Source organism: Mucilaginibacter sp. P19 (assembly GCF_050632265.1).
Classification (GTDB): Bacteria; Bacteroidota; Bacteroidia; order Sphingobacteriales; family Sphingobacteriaceae; genus Mucilaginibacter; species Mucilaginibacter gossypii.
Genome location: NZ_CP192586.1, coordinates 6,595,299 through 6,613,880, shown reverse-complemented (window position 1 = coordinate 6,613,880; position 18,582 = coordinate 6,595,299). Strand labels below are relative to the sequence as shown.

The 18,582-nt window shown below is 43.2% G+C and carries 17 protein-coding genes, 1 tRNA gene, 2 pseudogenes and 1 riboswitch; of the genes and pseudogenes, 13 read left to right on the top strand and 7 right to left on the bottom strand.

The window, feature by feature from the left end; genetic code table 11:
- Positions 1-3: 3 nt before the first annotated feature.
- Positions 4-336 carry a DUF6249 domain-containing protein gene (locus ACQ86K_RS32620; RefSeq protein WP_091173474.1) on the bottom strand — a complete coding sequence of 111 codons (333 nt, stop codon included), beginning with the start codon at positions 334-336 and terminating at the stop codon, positions 4-6.
- A 125-nt stretch (positions 337-461) separates the two neighbouring features.
- Here ACQ86K_RS32620 and ACQ86K_RS32615 point away from each other — a divergent pair, with 125 nt between their 5' ends.
- The 3 genes from ACQ86K_RS32615 (at position 462) to ACQ86K_RS32605 (ending at position 1,428) form a co-directional block, all read left to right on the top strand.
- On the top strand, positions 462-752 hold the full coding sequence (locus tag ACQ86K_RS32615; protein WP_431199465.1) for an RNA polymerase sigma factor: 291 nt from the start codon (positions 462-464) through the stop codon (positions 750-752).
- Between the two features lie 76 nt (positions 753-828).
- Positions 829-1,017 carry an RNA polymerase sigma factor gene (locus ACQ86K_RS32610; protein ID WP_431200980.1) on the top strand — a complete coding sequence of 63 codons (189 nt, stop codon included), beginning with the start codon at positions 829-831 and terminating at the stop codon, positions 1,015-1,017.
- Positions 1,018-1,026: 9 nt separating this feature from the next.
- Positions 1,027-1,428, top strand: coding sequence for a hypothetical protein (locus ACQ86K_RS32605; RefSeq protein WP_431199464.1), 402 nt, complete (start codon positions 1,027-1,029; stop codon positions 1,426-1,428).
- 198 nt (positions 1,429-1,626) lie between these two features.
- Here ACQ86K_RS32605 and ACQ86K_RS32600 read toward each other — a convergent pair whose 3' ends face one another.
- The gene (locus tag ACQ86K_RS32600; protein WP_176844548.1) at positions 1,627-2,217 is read right to left on the bottom strand and encodes a C40 family peptidase; all 591 of its coding nucleotides are present in this window, start codon (positions 2,215-2,217) and stop codon (positions 1,627-1,629) included.
- A 225-nt stretch (positions 2,218-2,442) separates the two neighbouring features.
- Between ACQ86K_RS32600 and ACQ86K_RS32595 the strand changes: the two genes are divergently transcribed.
- Positions 2,443-2,637 carry a DUF4986 domain-containing protein gene (locus ACQ86K_RS32595; RefSeq protein WP_091173460.1) on the top strand — a complete coding sequence of 65 codons (195 nt, stop codon included), beginning with the start codon at positions 2,443-2,445 and terminating at the stop codon, positions 2,635-2,637.
- 15 nt (positions 2,638-2,652) lie between these two features.
- On the opposite strand, the gene darG is transcribed toward ACQ86K_RS32595, so the two are convergent.
- The 3 genes from darG to ACQ86K_RS32580 all read right to left on the bottom strand — a co-directional run bounded on the left by darG (position 2,653) and on the right by ACQ86K_RS32580 (position 4,495).
- Positions 2,653-3,687 carry a type II toxin-antitoxin system antitoxin DNA ADP-ribosyl glycohydrolase DarG gene (darG, locus tag ACQ86K_RS32590; RefSeq protein WP_091173456.1) on the bottom strand — a complete coding sequence of 345 codons (1,035 nt, stop codon included), beginning with the start codon at positions 3,685-3,687 and terminating at the stop codon, positions 2,653-2,655.
- A gap of 3 nt (positions 3,688-3,690) precedes the next feature.
- Positions 3,691-4,293, bottom strand: coding sequence for a type II toxin-antitoxin system toxin DNA ADP-ribosyl transferase DarT (gene darT / locus ACQ86K_RS32585; RefSeq protein WP_091173454.1), 603 nt, complete (start codon positions 4,291-4,293; stop codon positions 3,691-3,693).
- A gap of 129 nt (positions 4,294-4,422) precedes the next feature.
- A tRNA-Met gene (locus ACQ86K_RS32580) sits at positions 4,423-4,495 on the bottom strand.
- 148 nt (positions 4,496-4,643) lie between these two features.
- Between ACQ86K_RS32580 and era the strand changes: the two are divergent.
- The 4 genes and pseudogenes from era (at position 4,644) to ACQ86K_RS32560 (ending at position 8,930) form a co-directional block, all read left to right on the top strand.
- Positions 4,644-5,517, top strand: a pseudogene (gene era / locus ACQ86K_RS32575) (GTPase Era).
- A gap of 161 nt (positions 5,518-5,678) precedes the next feature.
- Complete coding sequence (der, locus tag ACQ86K_RS32570) at positions 5,679-6,980, top strand: ribosome biogenesis GTPase Der (protein WP_091173447.1); 1,302 nt, start codon at positions 5,679-5,681, stop codon at positions 6,978-6,980.
- A 231-nt stretch (positions 6,981-7,211) separates the two neighbouring features.
- On the top strand, positions 7,212-7,883 hold the full coding sequence (locus ACQ86K_RS32565; protein ID WP_091173445.1) for a hypothetical protein: 672 nt from the start codon (positions 7,212-7,214) through the stop codon (positions 7,881-7,883).
- A 132-nt stretch (positions 7,884-8,015) separates the two neighbouring features.
- Positions 8,016-8,930 carry an NAD(P)/FAD-dependent oxidoreductase gene (locus ACQ86K_RS32560; protein ID WP_091173442.1) on the top strand — a complete coding sequence of 305 codons (915 nt, stop codon included), beginning with the start codon at positions 8,016-8,018 and terminating at the stop codon, positions 8,928-8,930.
- Between the two features lie 184 nt (positions 8,931-9,114).
- Here ACQ86K_RS32560 and ACQ86K_RS32555 read toward each other — a convergent pair whose 3' ends face one another.
- Both ACQ86K_RS32555 and ACQ86K_RS32550 read right to left on the bottom strand, forming a co-directional pair.
- The gene (locus tag ACQ86K_RS32555; protein ID WP_431199463.1) at positions 9,115-9,474 is read right to left on the bottom strand and encodes a hypothetical protein; all 360 of its coding nucleotides are present in this window, start codon (positions 9,472-9,474) and stop codon (positions 9,115-9,117) included.
- On the bottom strand, positions 9,414-10,700 hold the full coding sequence (locus tag ACQ86K_RS32550; protein WP_431199462.1) for a S41 family peptidase: 1,287 nt from the start codon (positions 10,698-10,700) through the stop codon (positions 9,414-9,416). Before ACQ86K_RS32550 ends, ACQ86K_RS32555 begins: the two co-directional genes overlap by 61 nt.
- A 108-nt stretch (positions 10,701-10,808) precedes the next feature.
- Between ACQ86K_RS32550 and murQ the strand changes: the two genes are divergently transcribed.
- The 5 genes and pseudogenes from murQ to ACQ86K_RS32525 all read left to right on the top strand — a co-directional run bounded on the left by murQ (position 10,809) and on the right by ACQ86K_RS32525 (position 18,500).
- Entirely contained in the window at positions 10,809-11,618 is an 810-nt protein-coding gene (gene murQ / locus ACQ86K_RS32545; protein ID WP_091173434.1) for an N-acetylmuramic acid 6-phosphate etherase, read from the top strand.
- A 102-nt stretch (positions 11,619-11,720) separates the two neighbouring features.
- The gene (locus tag ACQ86K_RS32540) at positions 11,721-12,287 is read left to right on the top strand and encodes a hypothetical protein (protein ID WP_091173431.1); all 567 of its coding nucleotides are present in this window, start codon (positions 11,721-11,723) and stop codon (positions 12,285-12,287) included.
- 147 nt (positions 12,288-12,434) lie between these two features.
- A complete protein-coding gene (locus ACQ86K_RS32535) occupies positions 12,435-13,166 on the top strand; it encodes a Bax inhibitor-1/YccA family protein (RefSeq protein ID WP_091173427.1) in 732 nt (243 codons plus the stop codon).
- A 132-nt stretch (positions 13,167-13,298) separates the two neighbouring features.
- Positions 13,299-13,408, top strand: a riboswitch (SAM riboswitch).
- A 204-nt stretch (positions 13,409-13,612) separates the two neighbouring features.
- A pseudogene (gene metH / locus ACQ86K_RS32530) lies at positions 13,613-17,316 on the top strand (methionine synthase).
- Positions 17,317-17,543: 227 nt separating this feature from the next.
- Complete coding sequence (locus ACQ86K_RS32525; protein WP_091173421.1) at positions 17,544-18,500, top strand: methylenetetrahydrofolate reductase; 957 nt, start codon at positions 17,544-17,546, stop codon at positions 18,498-18,500.
- Positions 18,501-18,582: the final 82 nt, after the last annotated feature.

Sequence of the window (18,582 nt, the reverse complement as noted above, 5' to 3'; positions counted from 1 at the left end):
TATTTAATCCTTACGGCGGCGAAGCAGCAGGTAATAGATTAGAAAGCCGGCTGAGATAAAGATCATTTCAACTCCGTAAGGAACGGGCGAATCTTCGGCACTGTAGGGGATGAATTGCATTACTATAAAACCTATACCGGCGCAAAGGAGGATGAGCCCCCATTTTAAGGCCTCGTTGCCTGAGTTTAACTGGGCCAGAAATTTCACGCTGTTCTCATCCAGCGGCCCCGATTTAATAATGCGTTTTTTCAGCATGTAATTATAAAGGGCAAGTATGAATATGGCTATCAGTATAAAGAATACAATGATTACGATGAATGGCATTAACTGTTTCATGATCTTGTTTGTTTAAGCATTTGCTACAGTAGTCAACACATGCTGTACCGCGGTTGCAATTATTTTAAAATATTTTTTTATTCTTTTTTTGCAACCGCTAAACCTTATATATTGACTACTGTAATATGTTTAATGAACACGAGGTTGTATCCAGAATATTAAATAAAGATCTCCGGGCTTTTGAACTGCTGGTAAAGCAGTACGAAAAGCTGGTTTTCTTTGTGATAAACCGGCTGGTGCAAGACCAGCAAAACAAGGAGGATATATGCCAGGAAGTTTTCATTAAGATTCACCAAAACCTGCACCGGTTTGAGTTTCAGTCGAAACTATCAACCTGGATAGCACGTATAGCCTACTTAACCGCTGTAAACTATTTTAAAAAGAACAAGAACAATCCCCCTGCCGAATATCCATAAAATATTGATAATCATCATTTTACAGATAAAAACCCCGAACAGGAACTGATAAAAAAATACCGCAGCTTATGTTAACCTGCTTATTGAGCAAATGCCGCATCAATATAAAACAGTGTTAACGCTGTACCACCTAAATGAGTTTTCATGTGCTGAGATCGAAGAGATCACGGGCATCCCGGAAGGAACAGTGAAAAGCCATCTTTTCAGGGCGCGGAAATTATTGAAAGAGAAAATTGAAAAAGACCTTAAGAAAGAAAATATATGAAAGAGCTGGATGACGACAGAATTACAGGAACTATTGAACAACGGTTTAGTTCCCGATAACAAAACACTTTCGGAAGAAGATAAGAACGACCTGCTTGCTTATCAAAACTTATTTACCGCACTGGGTACCGAGCCAAAAGAAGGCCTGCCTATGAGTTTTGCCGCTAACGTTAGGAGAAAACTGCAGGAACAAATCAACCGTAAAAACGATCTGCGCTTTAACTTGTTGGCACTTGGGATATTTGCATCGGGCTTGGCCTTGGCCTATGGGTTGCTATCGGTAATGAGCCCAGAAAGCGGTGATATGTTTTTAAATGCAATTATCAGCTTTAAATGGGTATTATTAACACTGGTTGCAGGGTTTGTGGGCTATCTTTTTATTGATCAGAGATTGGTAAACAGGAGTTATTAAGAACAGGGAAACGTAGAGATCATCATTGGGAATGGGGGTTAACAGGGTTAACACGAATTCAGAAACAAACCATCAAGTAACTGATAATCAATCGAATAAAACACAATAGCGGTTACACATCTCACAATGCGCAGAGCGGGCTTAAATGTTTTGTAACCTGCAAACGGGAGACGCATGTGATGCGTCTCTACATTAAGATTAACGGGCTTCTTCTAACGTATCAGGAACGGCATCTTCGTCCTCTTCCTGTGGTTGAGACTCTTCCTTAAACACACGGATGGTTTTAATATACCTGCGCTGGTAACGATCATTCATGGCGGTTTCAGTAACGCCATTTTCATCACCCGATGTAGAATGGATAAACACCAATGGTTCACCAGGTTGTGATATCACAATACCAATATGCCCTGCACTGTGGTAATTGTGACTGCGGGTTCCGGTAAACAAAATCAGATCGCCAAATTTGGCGTCTTTAATATCAATCCCCTTAACCGGCGCAAAATCCGATGAACTGCGGGGGATAGAGATGCCGAAATGAGTAAAAACATAATTAACATAGCCTGAGCAATCAAAACCTTTTTCCGGGTTGCTTGAACCATACCGATACCTAACGCCTTTCAGGGTTTGGGCAAATTCAACCAGCTCGTCGGGTGTGGTTTCGCCGGTTTCATAATTGGCCTCAACTTCGGCATAATGATGCCTCAACCTCGCATGGCTATGCAATTTTACCGTTTTATTTGCTTTATGTTTTTTTGATGCGTGAAGTACGGCAGGCTTTGCCGGCTTCATAAGTGATAAACAAGCTACAAGGAGGAGTTTGGAACCAATTACAACATGCATTTTGTAATGATAGGTAAAAATTTCCACGGATAGCAATCAAAATGTAAAAAAGATGATTGAATCTGATACTATTATTTCATTTGCTTCATCAAAACGTAAAATGGATGTTAAAATAACAGCCATTGAAAATTACCGCAGCCCCGAGGTAAAACATATCCGTTAAATAAGGCACCTATACTGGTAAGTAACCAGTCTGATCCTGAAAAATACCTGAAACCAGTAGCCGGAAAACCACAAACTTTCATTGCGCCCGAACTGATCAGTCCGGCTAAGTTCAAAGGCTTGGAACTGATCCCTTTTTACAAATTACATGATGCCCGGTATATGATCTACTGGCACCAGGGAGATTTGAAAGAGGCAGGGAATTAAATAAATGTTAAAGCCTTATAAATTATGCCCCTCAAGCTTCGCTATTGCCTGTTCAACAAATTTTTCATTGGAGAAAAGTGTCCGTTTTCTATCGCTCCAACCGTGAAGACGGTTTAATATTTCATCCAAATTTTTGGTCTTGAACTTGACAGAAAGAAAATCTATAGTAGACAATAGCTCCAACCCAAAAGCAGAGTAAAACCCGGATAAAAAATTTTTGGTTTTGTTTACAATATCAAGAAAAGCGAGGTTTGATTCCTGGCTAAGATATGCCAGAACATCCTCTTCCGTGTCCATCATAATACCCAACTCTTCAAATGGCTTTTTATCCATAGCGCTATACCCTGTGATATAATTTCCGTTTAGATAGTAAAGCACACGTCTCACTTTACCCGAATAGGGGCCATAGAAATTTGGCTCAAAAGTTAGTTTAAACTCGCTTTTTGCCCCAAAGCGCTGCAAAAAATAAGCAACCTTTTCAGCAGCAAACTCCGATACAAATTCCCCGCTTTTAGCAAGGTCGAACAAGACCGCTAATAACATAGCCCGGGCAGGTGTCAATTTAGCGCGCTCCTCTTTCATAGCCTCTTTTATCACAGCATTAGGTAAGTAGACCTGAATATCACTCTCTATTCCATTTAAGTTTGACTCTATCAATTCCTTAACTTTATTCCATTCTAAGCCCCCGTGCCCTGTTCCTAAAGATGGTATTGCTATCGACTTAATCTGCCTTTCGTTTATTACAGATGCCAGCTGTTTCAAGCCTGTGTCTATATAGTTATATTCAGATGGTTTACGCCAGTCTGTTTTAGTTGGCAAATCAATTATTATCTTCTTACCATACAACAACGATTCTTCTTCGGTAACTATTAGATTGCCAATATCAAAACTTTTATTTTTGCAGGCCTGTTGATAGATTTTAAAATTGTGAGGAAATTCCTTTTTGAATTGAAGAGCCAATCCTTTCCCCATAACTCCAACAGTGTTTACGGTATTCACCAAAGCGTCAACCCTACTTTCTAATATATTCCCTTCAATGTATGTAATCATCTGTTAAAAATAGTAATCAGGTTTGATAACAATTTTACTTTCACTAATATCAAATGCCAAAAGTTTTTGTTTGGCATTTTTATTATAAACTGCAAACCCTAATATTGCACTTGCAGGTATATCGTCTATGACCAAAAACTCGGCCTCTTTTCTTCTTTTCAAATCAAGATCATTGTAATCAACCCAATATTGTGCGTTTATTGCTGAAAGATCAATTATATTAAGAATATCATCTATATCTGCTTCGTAAAAAAAATCAGTCAGATCGCTTACTGCATGCCCGTTTGAAAAAACAAACCTCAAATTATGAACCCTTATCTGCTCAACACTTGTAATACAATAAACAATATCTTCTGTAGATACCGGTCGCATGTTATAATATATGCTATTGGCCCCTTGCTTAATTACATATAGCATTGGCATCCGCGCACCGAAGTAAAAAGGGATGTAACGCCCAAGTGCTTCGCCATTTGGTAATATAAAACTTTCCCTCTTTGATATTAAACTTCCGGATCCAATAGGGACGTAATCTTTATTGCTATTGGCCGACCATTGATGAGTAATGCCGTTTTTAAGAATATGTGGTATATTCTCAACATGTGTCATCCTGTATAAATATATCTTTTTCAGTTATCAATAGATAAATAACGTTAAATATAATCAATACATCTCTATTAAGAGAACATCAAACAAAAAGCCTCAAATTTTTCAACTTGAGGCTTTTCATTTTCTTCGTAGCGGGAGCAGGACTCGAACCTACGACCTTCGGGTTATGAGCCCGACGAGCTACCAACTGCTCCATCCCGCACTGTATTGTGCTATATATTTGAGATCCGGCCATAACCCCGGAAAGGTGCTTCCAATTATCAAAATGCAAATTTGCACTCCGTTTTAATTGGACTGCAAAGATATAATTCGTTTCTTTGCAGTCCAAATATATTTTTAATTATTTTTTTATGGCTCATCAGGCAGGTTTTGTAAGTATAATAGGTAAACCCAACGCAGGGAAATCAACCCTTATGAACGCGCTGGTGGGCGAAAAAATGTCCATCATCACCCCTAAAGCGCAGACTACACGCCACCGCATTTTGGGTATTGTGAATGACGAAAACTACCAGATCGTGTTTTCGGACACCCCTGGTGTTATCAAACCGCACTACGCCCTGCACGAAAGCATGATGCACCAGGTTGACGGTTCTATTGTTGATGCCGACCTTATTTTGCTGGTTACAGACATTTATGAAGAATATGACGAAGCAGACGTTCTTAAAAAACTGGAACGTTCATCAGCGCCTCTTGCCGTACTCATCAACAAAATTGACCAAAGCGATGAAGAAACCGTAAAAAAGAAGGTCGAATTTTGGCAGGAGAAATTAAACCCTAAAGCCATCTTCGCGATATCGGCATTGCATGGGCACAACATTAAGGCCATTATGGATTTCGTGATCGAAAACCTGCCGGAGCATGCCGCTTATTACGAAAAAGATGCGCTAACCGACCGTAACGACCGCTTTTTCGCTTCAGAAATGATCCGCGAACAGGTGTTTAAACAATACAAAAAGAAATTCCGTACAGCACCGAGGTTATTGTAACCGCCTTTATTGAGGGCGAAAAGCTTTACCGTATCAGCGCAGAAATTATTGTTGAGCGCGAATCGCAAAAGAACATCATCATAGGCAAAGGCGGCGAAATGTTAAAAATTACCGGCACCTATGCCCGCCGCGCCATGGAAGACTTTTTCAGCAAAAAGTTTTCCTGGAGATGTTTGTAAAAGTGATCCCCGACTGGCGTACCAAAAAGAATTACCTCAAACAATTCGGGTACGAATAGAAAGAACAGAACCAAGACTTTTAGAATCAAGATGCAGGATAATCCAACATCTTGATCTATCATTAATAAAAATTAAAAATTTCGTAGAAGCATTTGTTAAGTTAGATAGATTTGTATTCCTGAATCTTGATTTCTTGCATCCTGACTCTTAATAAAAAAGCATGAGTAACATAGTAGCCATTGTGGGCAGGCCCAACGTAGGCAAATCAACATTATATAACCGTTTAACCGAAAGTCGCAAGGCCATTGTTGATGACTTTAGCGGTGTCACGCGCGACAGGCATTACGGCGTTGCCGAGTGGCTTAACCACAATTTTACCGTTATTGATACAGGCGGCTATGTAGCCAATTCAGACGATGTTTTTGAAACCGCCATCCGTGAGCAGGTTGACATTGCCATTGAAGAAGCTTCGGTAATCCTTTTTGTTGTTGATGTTACAACCGGCATCACAGATTTGGATGATGAGATTGCCAACCGCCTGCGCAAAAGCAATAAACCTGTTTTTGTGGTAGTAAACAAGCTGGACAATAACAACCAGGTTGCCGATGCTATGGTGTTTTACAGCTTCGGCCTTGGCGAAATCTACAGCATTTCATCAATGACCGGCTCAGGTACCGGCGAATTGCTCGACGAAGTGGTAAAACACTTTGAAGACGAAGTACTGGAAGAAAACACCCGCCCTAAATATGCTATTGTCGGTCGCCCCAACGTGGGTAAATCATCTATCATTAACGCACTTATCGGTAAAGACCGTAACATAGTTACCCCTATTGCCGGTACCACCCGCGACTCTATCCATATCCATTATAACCAGTATGGTCATGATTTTATGCTGATAGATACAGCCGGGATGCGTAAAAAAACCAAGGTTAAGGAAAACATTGAGTTTTACTCGGTAATGCGTACCATCAAAGCACTGGAAGAAGCCGATGTAATTATCCTGATGATTGATGCGGTTGAAGGCTTTGAATCGCAGGACATCAATATCTTTCACCTGGCCGAAAAGAACAAAAAAGGCGTAGTAATTGTGGTGAATAAATGGGATTTGATTGAGAAGAACAGCAAAACCATCAAGGTTTTTGAAGAGCAGATCCGCGATAAGATAGCCCCCTTTACCGATGTGCCTATTGTATTTACCTCAGTTACCGAAAAGCAAAGGGTATTAAAGGTGATCGATGTAGCCAACCAGGTTTACCAGAACCGCGCCCGTAAGATCCCTACTTCAAAACTAAACGAGGTAATGCTGCCAATTATCGAAAACTACCCGCCACCATCAATTAAAGGTAAATACGTTAAAATAAAATACATTACCCAAATTGCCGGCACTTCGCCAATGTTTGCGTTTTTCTGCAATTTGCCGCAATATGTAAAGGAGCCTTACTATCGGTTTATCGAAAATAAACTAAGGGAAAACTTTGATTTTTCGGGCGCGCCGGTGCAGGTATGGTTCAGGCAGAAATAAGAACCTTGATTTTTAGGATTTGAGGATTACCTTGAATTTGATCTATCAAATCCAGACTTTCAAAGGTTCACCACCGCGTCATTGCGAGGAACGAAGCAATCCCCTATTCGAAGGTACGCCCTGCATAGTCCGCGATTGCTTCGTCCCTCGCAATGACGTTTTTTACCCCCTGGTTGTTACGTTTCCATCCCCCTCTCCGTAATACTGCTAAACCTCAATACTTTACACTTCATGAAAAAGTTTTACTGTTTAGTACTAATAGTACTGGCCGCTTTTACTGCATGCAAAAAAGGCGAGCTATCATCTACCGGCGGAGAAGATAATGGCTGCATCAGTCGCGTTAAACGTGATTATAGCGACAGCAATAGAGTTGAACTGGCAACAGCTATTACGCTCCTGCAAAAAAATAATATCCCGGTTAACGGCCTGGTAATATATAGAGTTATTTTAAACGATAGCATAAGCAATAATGGTCCGCTTAATATCTACCAGCATGTTATAGCCTATGAAGAAAGCAAAGGTTTACCCATCTTTAATTCGGGAATAGGCTATCATTTTAGGAACGAGGTTTTTTCAACTACCATTGGCCGGCGCTATGGCACACTTAGCCTAAATACTACAGCAACGGCTCCGCTGCTCCAAATACGTAAAATTTTTATTGATGCTTTTAAAAAAGATGGCTATACCATTGATAACCGCGTTAATGAATCATCATGCCTTAATGCGGAGTTCGGGTATTACAACCTAACGCCGGATACGCCTGATCAGCCTCATTTTGCCAAAGTATGGAAGGTTACTTTTATGAATTACGATTATCCGGTGGCCTACATTCAGGATGATAACCGAAAACTATTATCCTATTTCAACGGATTATTAACACTGAACAAAACCAATAAAAAATAAAATACCGGCGCAATTGGCATTTCTTTAGCCAGCCGGCCATTCTACTTTGTCAGTTTAAAAACACAAAATGCAACATGGTTGCATTTTGTGTTTTTGTCATTTACCTTTATCCATAATTAACCGCAATATCATATGAAGGATTTTGATGTGATCATTATCGGCGGCAGCAGCGCCGGTTTATCTGCAGGCATGGCTTTGGGCCGTGCCATGCGTAAAGTATTAATTATTGATAGTGGCATGCCCTGCAACCGCCAAACGCCACACTCACACAACTTTTTTACCCGCGATGGTCAAACCCCGCACGAGATTTTGACTATTGCCCGTGAACAAACTTTAAAATACCCAACTATCACGCTGCTCCATAGCGAGGCCACTCAATGTACACCAATAACTAAGGGCTTTGAGGTTAGTACAATATCCGGTGAAACATTCAGCGCAAAGAAAATTATCCTTGCTGCCGGTATTAAAGATCAAATGCCTGACATTCCCGGCTTTGCCGAATGCTGGGGAATATCGATTATTCATTGCCCCTATTGCCATGGTTATGAATACGGCTATCAGCCTACAGGCATATTTGCTAATGGCGAAATGGCTTTTGAGCTGGCTAAACTTATTTCAAACTGGACCAAAGATCTCATCCTGTTCACTAACGGAAAATCAACTTTAAACGAAGGTCAGCAATCCATTATCAGTCATAATAATATACAAATTATTGAGGGGGAAATAGCAGCGTTTGATCATCATGACGGCCAGATAACTACCATCCATTTGCAAAACGGCTCCGAAATAAAACTTAAAGCATTATATGCGAGGCTCCCATTTGTGCAACACAGTGATATTGCATTACAATTAGGCTGCTCATTTACCGATCAGGGCCACATCCAGGTTGATGCACAGCAAAAAACAACGGTACCCGGCGTTTACGCCGCCGGCGACAGCGCTTCGGGCATTCGCTCCATAGCCAATGCGGTTAATAGCGGCACAATGGCAGGTGTTATGGCAAATTTGGAATTGATTAATGAGATTTTCCTGGCGGAAAAGAATTAGGATACGTAGAGCGTAAAAACTACTGTCATTTCGACGAACAAGCGCGGGGATCGCGCTACGCCAGTGAGGAGAAATCTTATACGCAGGCACAGCCATACAAGCATAATGTATAAGATTTCTCTTTCGCCCCGGCGCTCATGCCCCTCACGGACTCACTCGAAATGACATCTTTTGTTTAGCCTCCTTACTGCTCCAAGCCTTTTTTAAAGGTCACATCATCGGTGTTGATCACTTTAAAGTAGGCGTTATCACCCCATTTAAAGCGGGCCGCCTGGGCTTTGAGGATCGTTTTAATAGGCTCCCTTGAGATCTGTACTTCGTGCGAATCCATTTCTTTAATGGTTTGCGAGGCATACAGTATAAATTTATCTACCTCGTCATTACTAACAGCATATTGAGTTAAAAACTCAGCTTCAGTCGGATATTTTTTAAGTAATTGCTGCTGGCGGTCAACAACGTAAGCGGTAAATAATTGCTGCTGGCTCAGGTCCTGGATAAGAGGGGTGAATTTGCTGGTATCCGCCGGTACAAAAACATCGGGCATAATGCCTCCGCCGCTAAAAACTTTACGCCCGCTTGAAGTATGGAATGATGGGGTACCTTTAAAAACACTATCATTAAGGTTGCTTTGTTCTGAAAAAGTTCGCCTTTTTGCATACGCTGGGCAAGTTCATTGCGATAACTGTCAACCCCGTTTTTGTATGATTTCTGGATAGAGCGGCCCGAAGGGGTATAGTACCTGGCCACTGTTAAATTCACTGCTGAACCATCGTCAAAAGCAAACTGCTGCTGTACCAAACCTTTACCAAATGATCGTCGACCAACAATAGTAGCCCTGTCAAGGTCCTGCAGGGCCCCTGCTAAAATCTCACTGGCCGAGGCCGAATATTCATCAATAAGCACGGTAAGTTTCCCTTTCTGAAACATGCCCGAATCGGTGGCAAAGTAATCAGTGCGGGGCTCGTGGATACCTTTAGTATAAACTATCAGCTTTCCATCGGCTAAAAACTCATCGGCTAATGATGTAGCAGCGTTAAGGTAGCCACCGCCATTGCCTCTCAGGTCGAGTAGCAATTTATTCATACCGTCAACTTTTAGCGCCGTTAACGCCTTTCTGAAATCGAGGTCGGTAGTGGCCGAAAACTTACTGATCTTGATATAGCCGGTGTTAGCATCGGCCATATAGACGGCATCAACGCTGCTTAGGTCAACATGTCCCCGTTTAACCATAAGTATTTTTAAATCTTTGCTCAGCGGAGGCACAACACTCAGTTTTATTTCTGCATCCTTTTCACCCCTGAAAACACCATTTATCCGGGAGGCTGTTAGCTTGCTCCCCGAAAATTTTTTATCGTCAACATTGATCACCTTACTGCCCACCAGTAAGCCTGCTTTTTCGGCCGGACCGCCGGCATAAACCTGCGTAATGATCAGCGTATCACGCAGTAACTGGTATTCGATACCAATACCGTTAAAACCACCGTCTAACCGTTCATTAATGGATTGCGCCTGCTGCTGCGGTAAATAAAGCGAATGCGGATCAAGGTTTTGAAGCAGGTTATTTACCGATACACCTTCAATACTATCGATATTAACGCTGTCAACATAGTTGCGGTCAACCAGTTGCAGCACCTTTGCTATTTTACTATTACTCACAAAGGAGAAGCCAAGGTTACGCGCGGCAAAATCCTTGTTAAGCACCTGGCCTATCATCACCCCTACCAGCAGCAGGATTATTGTCCGGAAAATTACACCCGCGGTCCTCTTCATAACTTATTACACACAAAGTTAACAATTGCAGGGTCAATAATTTTTACCCGCACCCTTGCATTTGATGATTTTTACCGAATTTTGTTATAAATTATTTGAAAATAAGCAATGGAAACCACTACCGAAAGGGAATCGCACTACAAAAACCTCGAAAAACAGACCGTAAGGGAAATTTTAGAAAACATTAATAACGAGGATAAAACGGTTCCGCTGGCAGTGGAAAAGGCATTGCCACAGATAGAAGCCCTGGCAACTATCACCGCAGAAAGGATGAAAAACGGCGGACGTTTATTTTACATAGGCGCCGGCACCAGTGGCCGTTTAGGCGTGGTTGATGCATCAGAATGCCCGCCGACATTCGGCGTTCCGTTTGATATGGTGGTGGGCTTGATAGCAGGCGGCGATGGCGCGATCCGCAAAGCTGTTGAATTTGCTGAAGACGATGCTATACAGGCCTGGAAAGATCTGGAAGCTTTCGACATTAATGATAAAGACGTAGTTGTTGGCATAGCCGCTTCGGGCACTACACCGTATGTGATCGGCGGCTTAAAAACGGCTAATGAGCATAATTTAGTTACCGGCTGTATTGTTTGTAACAGCGGCAGCCCGGTAGCGGCTGTGGCGCAGTACCCGGTTGAAGTAGTAACAGGCCCTGAGTTTTTAACCGGGTCGACCCGCATGAAGGCCGGTACCGCACAAAAATTAGTTTTAAATATGCTGAGCACAAGTGTCATGATCCAGCTTGGCCGTGTAAAAGGGAACAGAATGGTTGACATGCAGTTAAGCAACCACAAATTGGTGAACAGGGGCACCCGCATGGTAATGGACGAAACCGGGCTGAACGAAGAGGAAGCAGCCGGGTTACTGAAACAATACGGCAGCGTACGAAGCGCTGTTGATCATTATTTAAAAAAATAAACTGAATTTGAAGATGTGTTGATTTGGAAATTTGAAGATGCTTGTATTCGATAAATTCTCAAATTCAAAAAATTCGGGTTCAGACAATTTGAAATCAAAAACATGCACGATATTGAACCATATTACCGCTGGAGAGACGATTACGTGGCATCGGAAGATGAGTTTTCGCCTTTTTATGCGACAGAATACAGCGAATTTGAATTTGACAAGCAGGTATACAATTACCTGCTGCACCCGCAATGGGACTCATTCGGCTCCAATACCCTTTATTTAAAAGTGCTTTTTGCCGATTATGATAAAGGCTACACAATTATTGAGCTGATAGGTGAATGGAATGATGCCATCAATAACGACATTATGATGCTGAAGCGTGAGCTGCTCGACCTGATGATAGATAATGGCATCACTCATTTTATCCTGATCGGCGAAAACGTACTCAACTTTCATTCAAGCGATGATTGCTATTACGAAGAGTGGTTCCAGGATGTAGAGGACGGCTGGATAGCAGGCATCAACTTCCGCGAACACGTGATAGACGAATTTAAACACAGCAATATCGACTATTACATCAATTTTGGCGGCGAACTCGATAGCATTGGCTGGCGTACCCTGAAACCCATACAGGTTTTCAAAAAAGTGGAGGAGCAGTTGATGAGGAGATTGAATTGAGAATCAAGATTCAAGAAGTCAAGAGCCAGGAAAGCGCCAACAGGTAGCCAGACTTCTTCTTGCCTCTTGACTCTAATAGTCTTGCACCTTTCTTCATGCTGCATTCACCTTTTATTTATATATTCGTACTATAATTTTTAACACAAAATGGAATTTAAAGATCCCGAATACGTTTATAAAAACGTAATACAATTAAATGAACAGGATGCATCCCGCAAATTCATAGCTAATGTATTTATGTGGATGTTTGTCGCACTGGGCCTTTCGGCTTTATGCGCGTTCATATTTTCAGGCAACCAGGCATTATATGAAATGCTTAGGGACCCGGCAACAGGTGGCAATACTGGCTTAGGTACTATTGTAATGTTTGCACCGCTCGCTTTCGTACTAATTATATCATTTGGCTTTAACCGTTTATCATACGGTGTTGCAGCATTGCTATTCATTGCATTTTCTGCAGTTATGGGCATTAGCTTAAGCTATATACTAAGAGTATTTACAGAAAGTTCGGTACTTGGCGTATTTATTACAACCTCAGTTGTTTTCGGTATAATGGCTGTAGCCGGGTATACCACCAACACAGATCTGACCAAATTTGGATCGATTATGATGATGGGGCTCATTGGTATTATTGTGGCATCATTATTTAATATGTTTATGCATAGCTCCCAGTTAGAATACATCATTAGCTATGTTGGCATCGCCGTATTTGTTGGACTAACAGCTTACGACGTTCAAAAACTAAAACGCATAGGAGCCGGTCTTGAATATGGCACGTCATCAACAAGCAAAATGGCCCTTTTAGGCGGTTTAACTTTGTATCTTGATTTTATCAACCTTTTCCTGATGATCCTCCGTTTATTCGGCAGAAGAAGATAATCTCATTAAGAAATTCAATCATAAAGCTGCCTCCGCAAAAGGCGGCTTTTTTGTTTAACAATGTGGCTTAGCTATGATATTTAGCGTACGTTATACACTTGCAAATGATAACTTTATTGCGCAACTTTGCAGTGCTTATGGAGAAAGACGGAGGGATTAGACCCTGCGATGTCTTAGCAACCTGTGCTTCACAAGGTGCTACATTCTACCAGGCGGCAATTACGCGCCCGGACAGATAAGCGAAAGTCATAACAACACCCGACTTTTCGAGATAAGCTGTATTTAGATTTGAGATATTAGACGTGAGATTTGAGATAGCATCTGCTTTTTCCAATTGCCTGTTTAGTGTCTTTTTATCAGATATATGGGATTAAAGATTTAAGGATCTGGCAAAGACTTTTTGCCAAGGTCTCACATCTTATATCTCATATCTCACATCTCAAAAAATGGACATTAGAAAAGAATTACAGAAACGCATCCTGGTGATTGACGGAGCAATGGGTACCATGATTCAAAGGTACCAGCTCACGGAGAAGGATTTTCGTGGCGAGCGTTTTCGCGATCATCATAGCGACCTGCAGGGCAATAACGACCTGCTCAATATCACGCGCCCTGATATTATCAAAGCCATCCATGCCGAATACCTGGATGCCGGTGCGGATATCATTGAAACTAACACTTTCAGCACACAGGTAATTTCCCTTGCCGATTATCACCTGGAAGAACTGGCTTATGAACTAAGCTACGAGGGTGCACGCATTGCCCGCGAAGTAGCCGACGAGATATACCCGGCGCACCCCCGAAAAGCCGCGCTTTGTTGCCGGTGCCATCGGGCCAACCAACCGTACTGCTTCCTTATCGCCAGACGTTAACGACCCCGGATATCGCGCCGTTACCTTTGATGATCTGGCCGAGGCCTACTATGACCAGGTACGCGGTTTGGTTGACGGTGGTTCGCACCTGTTATTGGTTGAAACCATATTTGATACCCTGAATGCAAAAGCAGCCCTGTTTGCCATAAAACGTTATGAGCAGGAGTGTAAAGCTGCAGGCAAGGATTTTCCTGCTTTCAGGAATTCGGGCGGGATCATGATCTCAGGAACCATTACCGATGCTTCAGGCCGTACCCTTTCAGGGCAAACTGTCGAAGCTTTCTGGAACTCGATAAGCCATGCCAACCTGCTATCAGTAGGCCTAAACTGCGCTTTGGGTGCGCGGGAAATGCGTCCGCACCTTGCCGAGCTTTCTGAAAAGGCAGGTGTATTTATTTCGGCCTATCCAAACGCCGGCTTACCCAACGAGTTTGGTCAATACGATGAAACTCCGCATGAAACCGCTCATCAGGTTGACGATTTTATCAAAGCCGGCCTGGTTAATATAGTTGGTGGGTGCTGCGGTACCACGCCCGAGCATATTAAATGTATTGCCGATAAGGCTGCCAAATATCCGCCCCGCCCCATTCCGGAAATTGAGCCGGACATGCGCCTGAGCGGTTTGGAATCCGTTACCATAAAACCCGAAAGCATTTTTGTTAATGTGGGTGAGCGTACCAATATCACCGGTTCACCAAAGTTTTCCAAATTGATCCTCGCCGAAGATTATGAGGCAGCTCTAAGTGTTGCTCTGCAACAGGTAGAAGGCGGCGCGCAGGTCATCGATATTAACATGGATGAGGGCATGATTGATTCGGAGGCTGTGATGGTAAAATTCCTGAACCTGGTTGCTTCTGAACCGGATATTGCCAAACTGCCTATTATGATCGACTCATCCAAATGGACGGTGATTGAGGCTGGTTTAAAATGCGTACAGGGAAAAGGTATCGTGAACTCTATCTCCCTTAAAGAGGGCGAAGAAAAATTTAAGGAACAGGCCCGGAAAATCTTAAGCTATGGCGCTGCTACCGTTGTAATGGCCTTTGACGAAACCGGTCAGGCCGATTCACTGGAGCGCCGGATCGAGATCTGTAAACGGTCATACGATATACTGGTGAACGAAGTAGGATTCCCCCGCAGGATATTATTTTCGACCCAAACATCTTAACAGTTGCTACCGGCCTGGAAGAACATAATAATTACGCGGTTGATTTTATTGAAGCTACCCGCTGGATCAAGCAAAACCTGCCGCACGCTAAAGTGAGCGGCGGTGTGAGTAATATTTCATTCTCGTTCAGGGGTAATAATACCGTGCGCGAGGCTATGCACTCGGCTTTCCTGTACCATGCTATTAAAGCGGGTATGGATATGGGTATTGTAAATGCCGGGATGCTGGAGGTTTACGAGGAAATTCCGAAAAACCTTTTGGAGCTTGTAGAAGATGTACTCCTTAACCGCCGCCCGGATGCTACCGAGCGCCTGGTTGAGTTTGCCGACACCATCAAAAGTAAAGGCAAAGAAGTAGTACGCGACGAAGAATGGCGCAAAGGCACCGTTCAGGAGCGCCTCTCCCACTCGCTGGTAAAAGGCATTGTTGAATACCTTGACGACGATGTGGAGGAAGCCCGCCAGGCCTACAGCAAACCCCTTGAGGTTATTGAAGGTCCGTTGATGGACGGTATGAATATCGTAGGCGACTTGTTCGGTGCCGGTAAAATGTTTTTACCACAAGTGGTAAAATCAGCCCGTGTAATGAAAAAGGCTGTGGCTTACCTACTGCCTTTTATTGAGGAAGAAAAAAGAACAACGTAAATGCCGATCAGCGCGCCAACGCCGGCAAGGTGTTAATGGCCACCGTAAAAGGCGATGTACATGATATCGGCAAAAATATAGTTGGCGTAGTGCTGGCTTGTAACAACTTTGAGGTGATTGACCTTGGGGTGATGGTGCCCGCGCAACGCATTATTGAAGAGGCTAAAAAGCAAAACGTTGATATCATTGGGTTAAGTGGTTTAATCACCCCATCGCTTGATGAAATGGTGCACTTTGCCAAGGAAATGGAACGCGAAGGTTTTACCATTCCGCTAATCATTGGTGGTGCTACAACGTCGCGCATTCACGCTGCCGTAAAAGTAGCGCCGCAATACTCCGGGGCTGCCATTCACGTTTTGGATGCTTCGCGCAGCGTTACCGTTTGCAGCAATCTAATGAGCAAGGACAACCGGGATGCCTATATCCAGGGCATTAAGGATGAATATGCCAAAGCCCGCGAGGCACATGCCAACAAAAAATCGGACAAGCGTTTTGTAACTATCGAAGAAGCCCGTGCCGGTAAATTCCAGATTAGCCTGGATGGCGATGTGGCGCCGAAACCCGCGTTTACAGGCACCAAAGTATTTGAGAATTTCCCGCTGGAAGAGTTGCTGCCTTATATCGACTGGACGCCGTTTTTCCATACCTGGGAACTTCGCGGCAGCTATCCGAAGATCTTTGACGATAAGTTTGTAGGCGTTGAAGCCAAAAAACTATTTGATGATGCGCAGGTATTGATGAAACGTATTGTTGACCAGAAACTGTTCACCGCAAAAGGTGTAATTGGCTTCTGGCCGGCCAATGCCGTAGGTGATGATATTGAATTATATACCGATGAAAATCGCACAACAGTTTTAAATCGCATCCATACCTTACGCCAGCAGGCCGAAAAGGTGAAGAATGATCCGTATTATGCCTTGTCAGATTTTATCGCACCAAAAGAAAGCGGTGTGCCTGATTATTTCGGCGGCTTTGCGGTAACAACCGGTTTAGGTTGTGATGAATTGGTTGCTGAGTTTGAGGCCGACCATGACGACTATAACAGCATTATGGCCAAAGCCCTTGCCGACCGCCTTGCCGAAGCTTTTGCCGAAAAAATGCACGAACTGGTACGTAAGGAATACTGGGGCTATGCCAAAGGCGAACAGCTAAGCAATGCCGACCTGATCAAGGAAGAGTACCAGGGCATCCGTCCGGCACCGGGTTATCCGGCCTGTCCGGACCATACCGAAAAAACCACCTTGTTTGAATTACTAAAAGCAGAAGACAACGCAAACATGCACCTAACCGAAAGCCTGGCCATGCTGCCGGCCGCATCGGTAAGCGGTTTCTACTTCGCACATCCGCAGGCAAGATATTTTGGCTTGGGTAAAATCAGTAAGGATCAGGTTGAGGATTATGCTATCCGTAAACAAATGCCATTGGAGGATGTGGAAAGATGGTTAGGGCCGAATATTAATTATTAGCCCCCCGGCCCCCTAAAGGGGGAGTAAGGGAAGAAACGACAAAGCGAGGGCTTGTGCGATTCCCCTCTTGAGAGGGGTGGAGGGGTGTGTTAACGGAGCGAAAAATAAACGCCACATAATACACCCCGCCAACACACAATTCCACCGCGCCCCCTCTCAAGAGGGGAACTTAAATTGTAATTATAAAACTTAAATAAAAAAATTCCCCCTTGGGGGTTAGGGGTCAAATGAAAATACCTGAACATATAGCAAACGCCAATGGCAAAACACTCTTTTCTTTTGAACTGATCCCGCCTTTAAAGGGGCAAAGTATCCAGGGCATCTATAATGCTATTGATCCGCTGATGGAGTTTAAACCTCCGTTTATTGATGTTACTACCCTGCGCGAGGATTTTATTTACAAGCAGCATCCAAGCGGTTTGCTCGAGAAACTATCGTACCGCAAACGCCCGGGCACTATTGCCATCTGCGCGGCTATCATGAACAGGTATAAGGTTGATACCGTGCCCCACCTGCTTTGTGGCGGCTTTACCAAAGACGAAACCGAGAACGCCCTTATAGAATTAGAGTTTTTAGGTATCGAAAACGTACTGGTATTGCGTGGCGATGCGCGCCTTGGCGATTCATCATTTGTACCTACGCCTAATGGCCATTGTTATGCTACCGATTTGCTGCAGCAGGTAGTAAACCTTAACAACGGTATTTATTTGCATGAGGACCATGGCAATACAGCCAAAACAAACTTTTGTATTGGCGTAGCCGGTTATCCCGAAAAGCATTTTGAAGCCCCGAACCTTAAAACCGACTTTAAATACCTGAAGCAAAAGGTAGAAATGGGTGCACAGTTCATTGTAACCCAGATGTTTTTTGATATTGGTAAATACAAGGAGTTTGTAAATGGTTGCCGGGCCAACGGTATCAATGTGCCTATTATTCCGGGGCTGAAACCGATCACATCATCAAAACAATTGGTTACGCTGTCAAAGACATTCCATATTGATATTCCGGAAGATCTGAGCGATGCTATCCACGCCTGTGCCACCGAAAAGGATGTAAAAGAGGTAGGTATTGAATGGATGATTAACCAGTGTAAAGAACTGATTGCTTTTGGCGCACCGGTACTGCATTTTTATACCATGAGTAACGCCGGGCCTACTAAAAGGATTGCGGAGGCGATATTTTAAGAACTTTTCACAATGTCGATTGTAGGCTAACCATGCCCAGATTTAATAAAATGAGAGGGCGCCGACATGCAACGGCACCCTC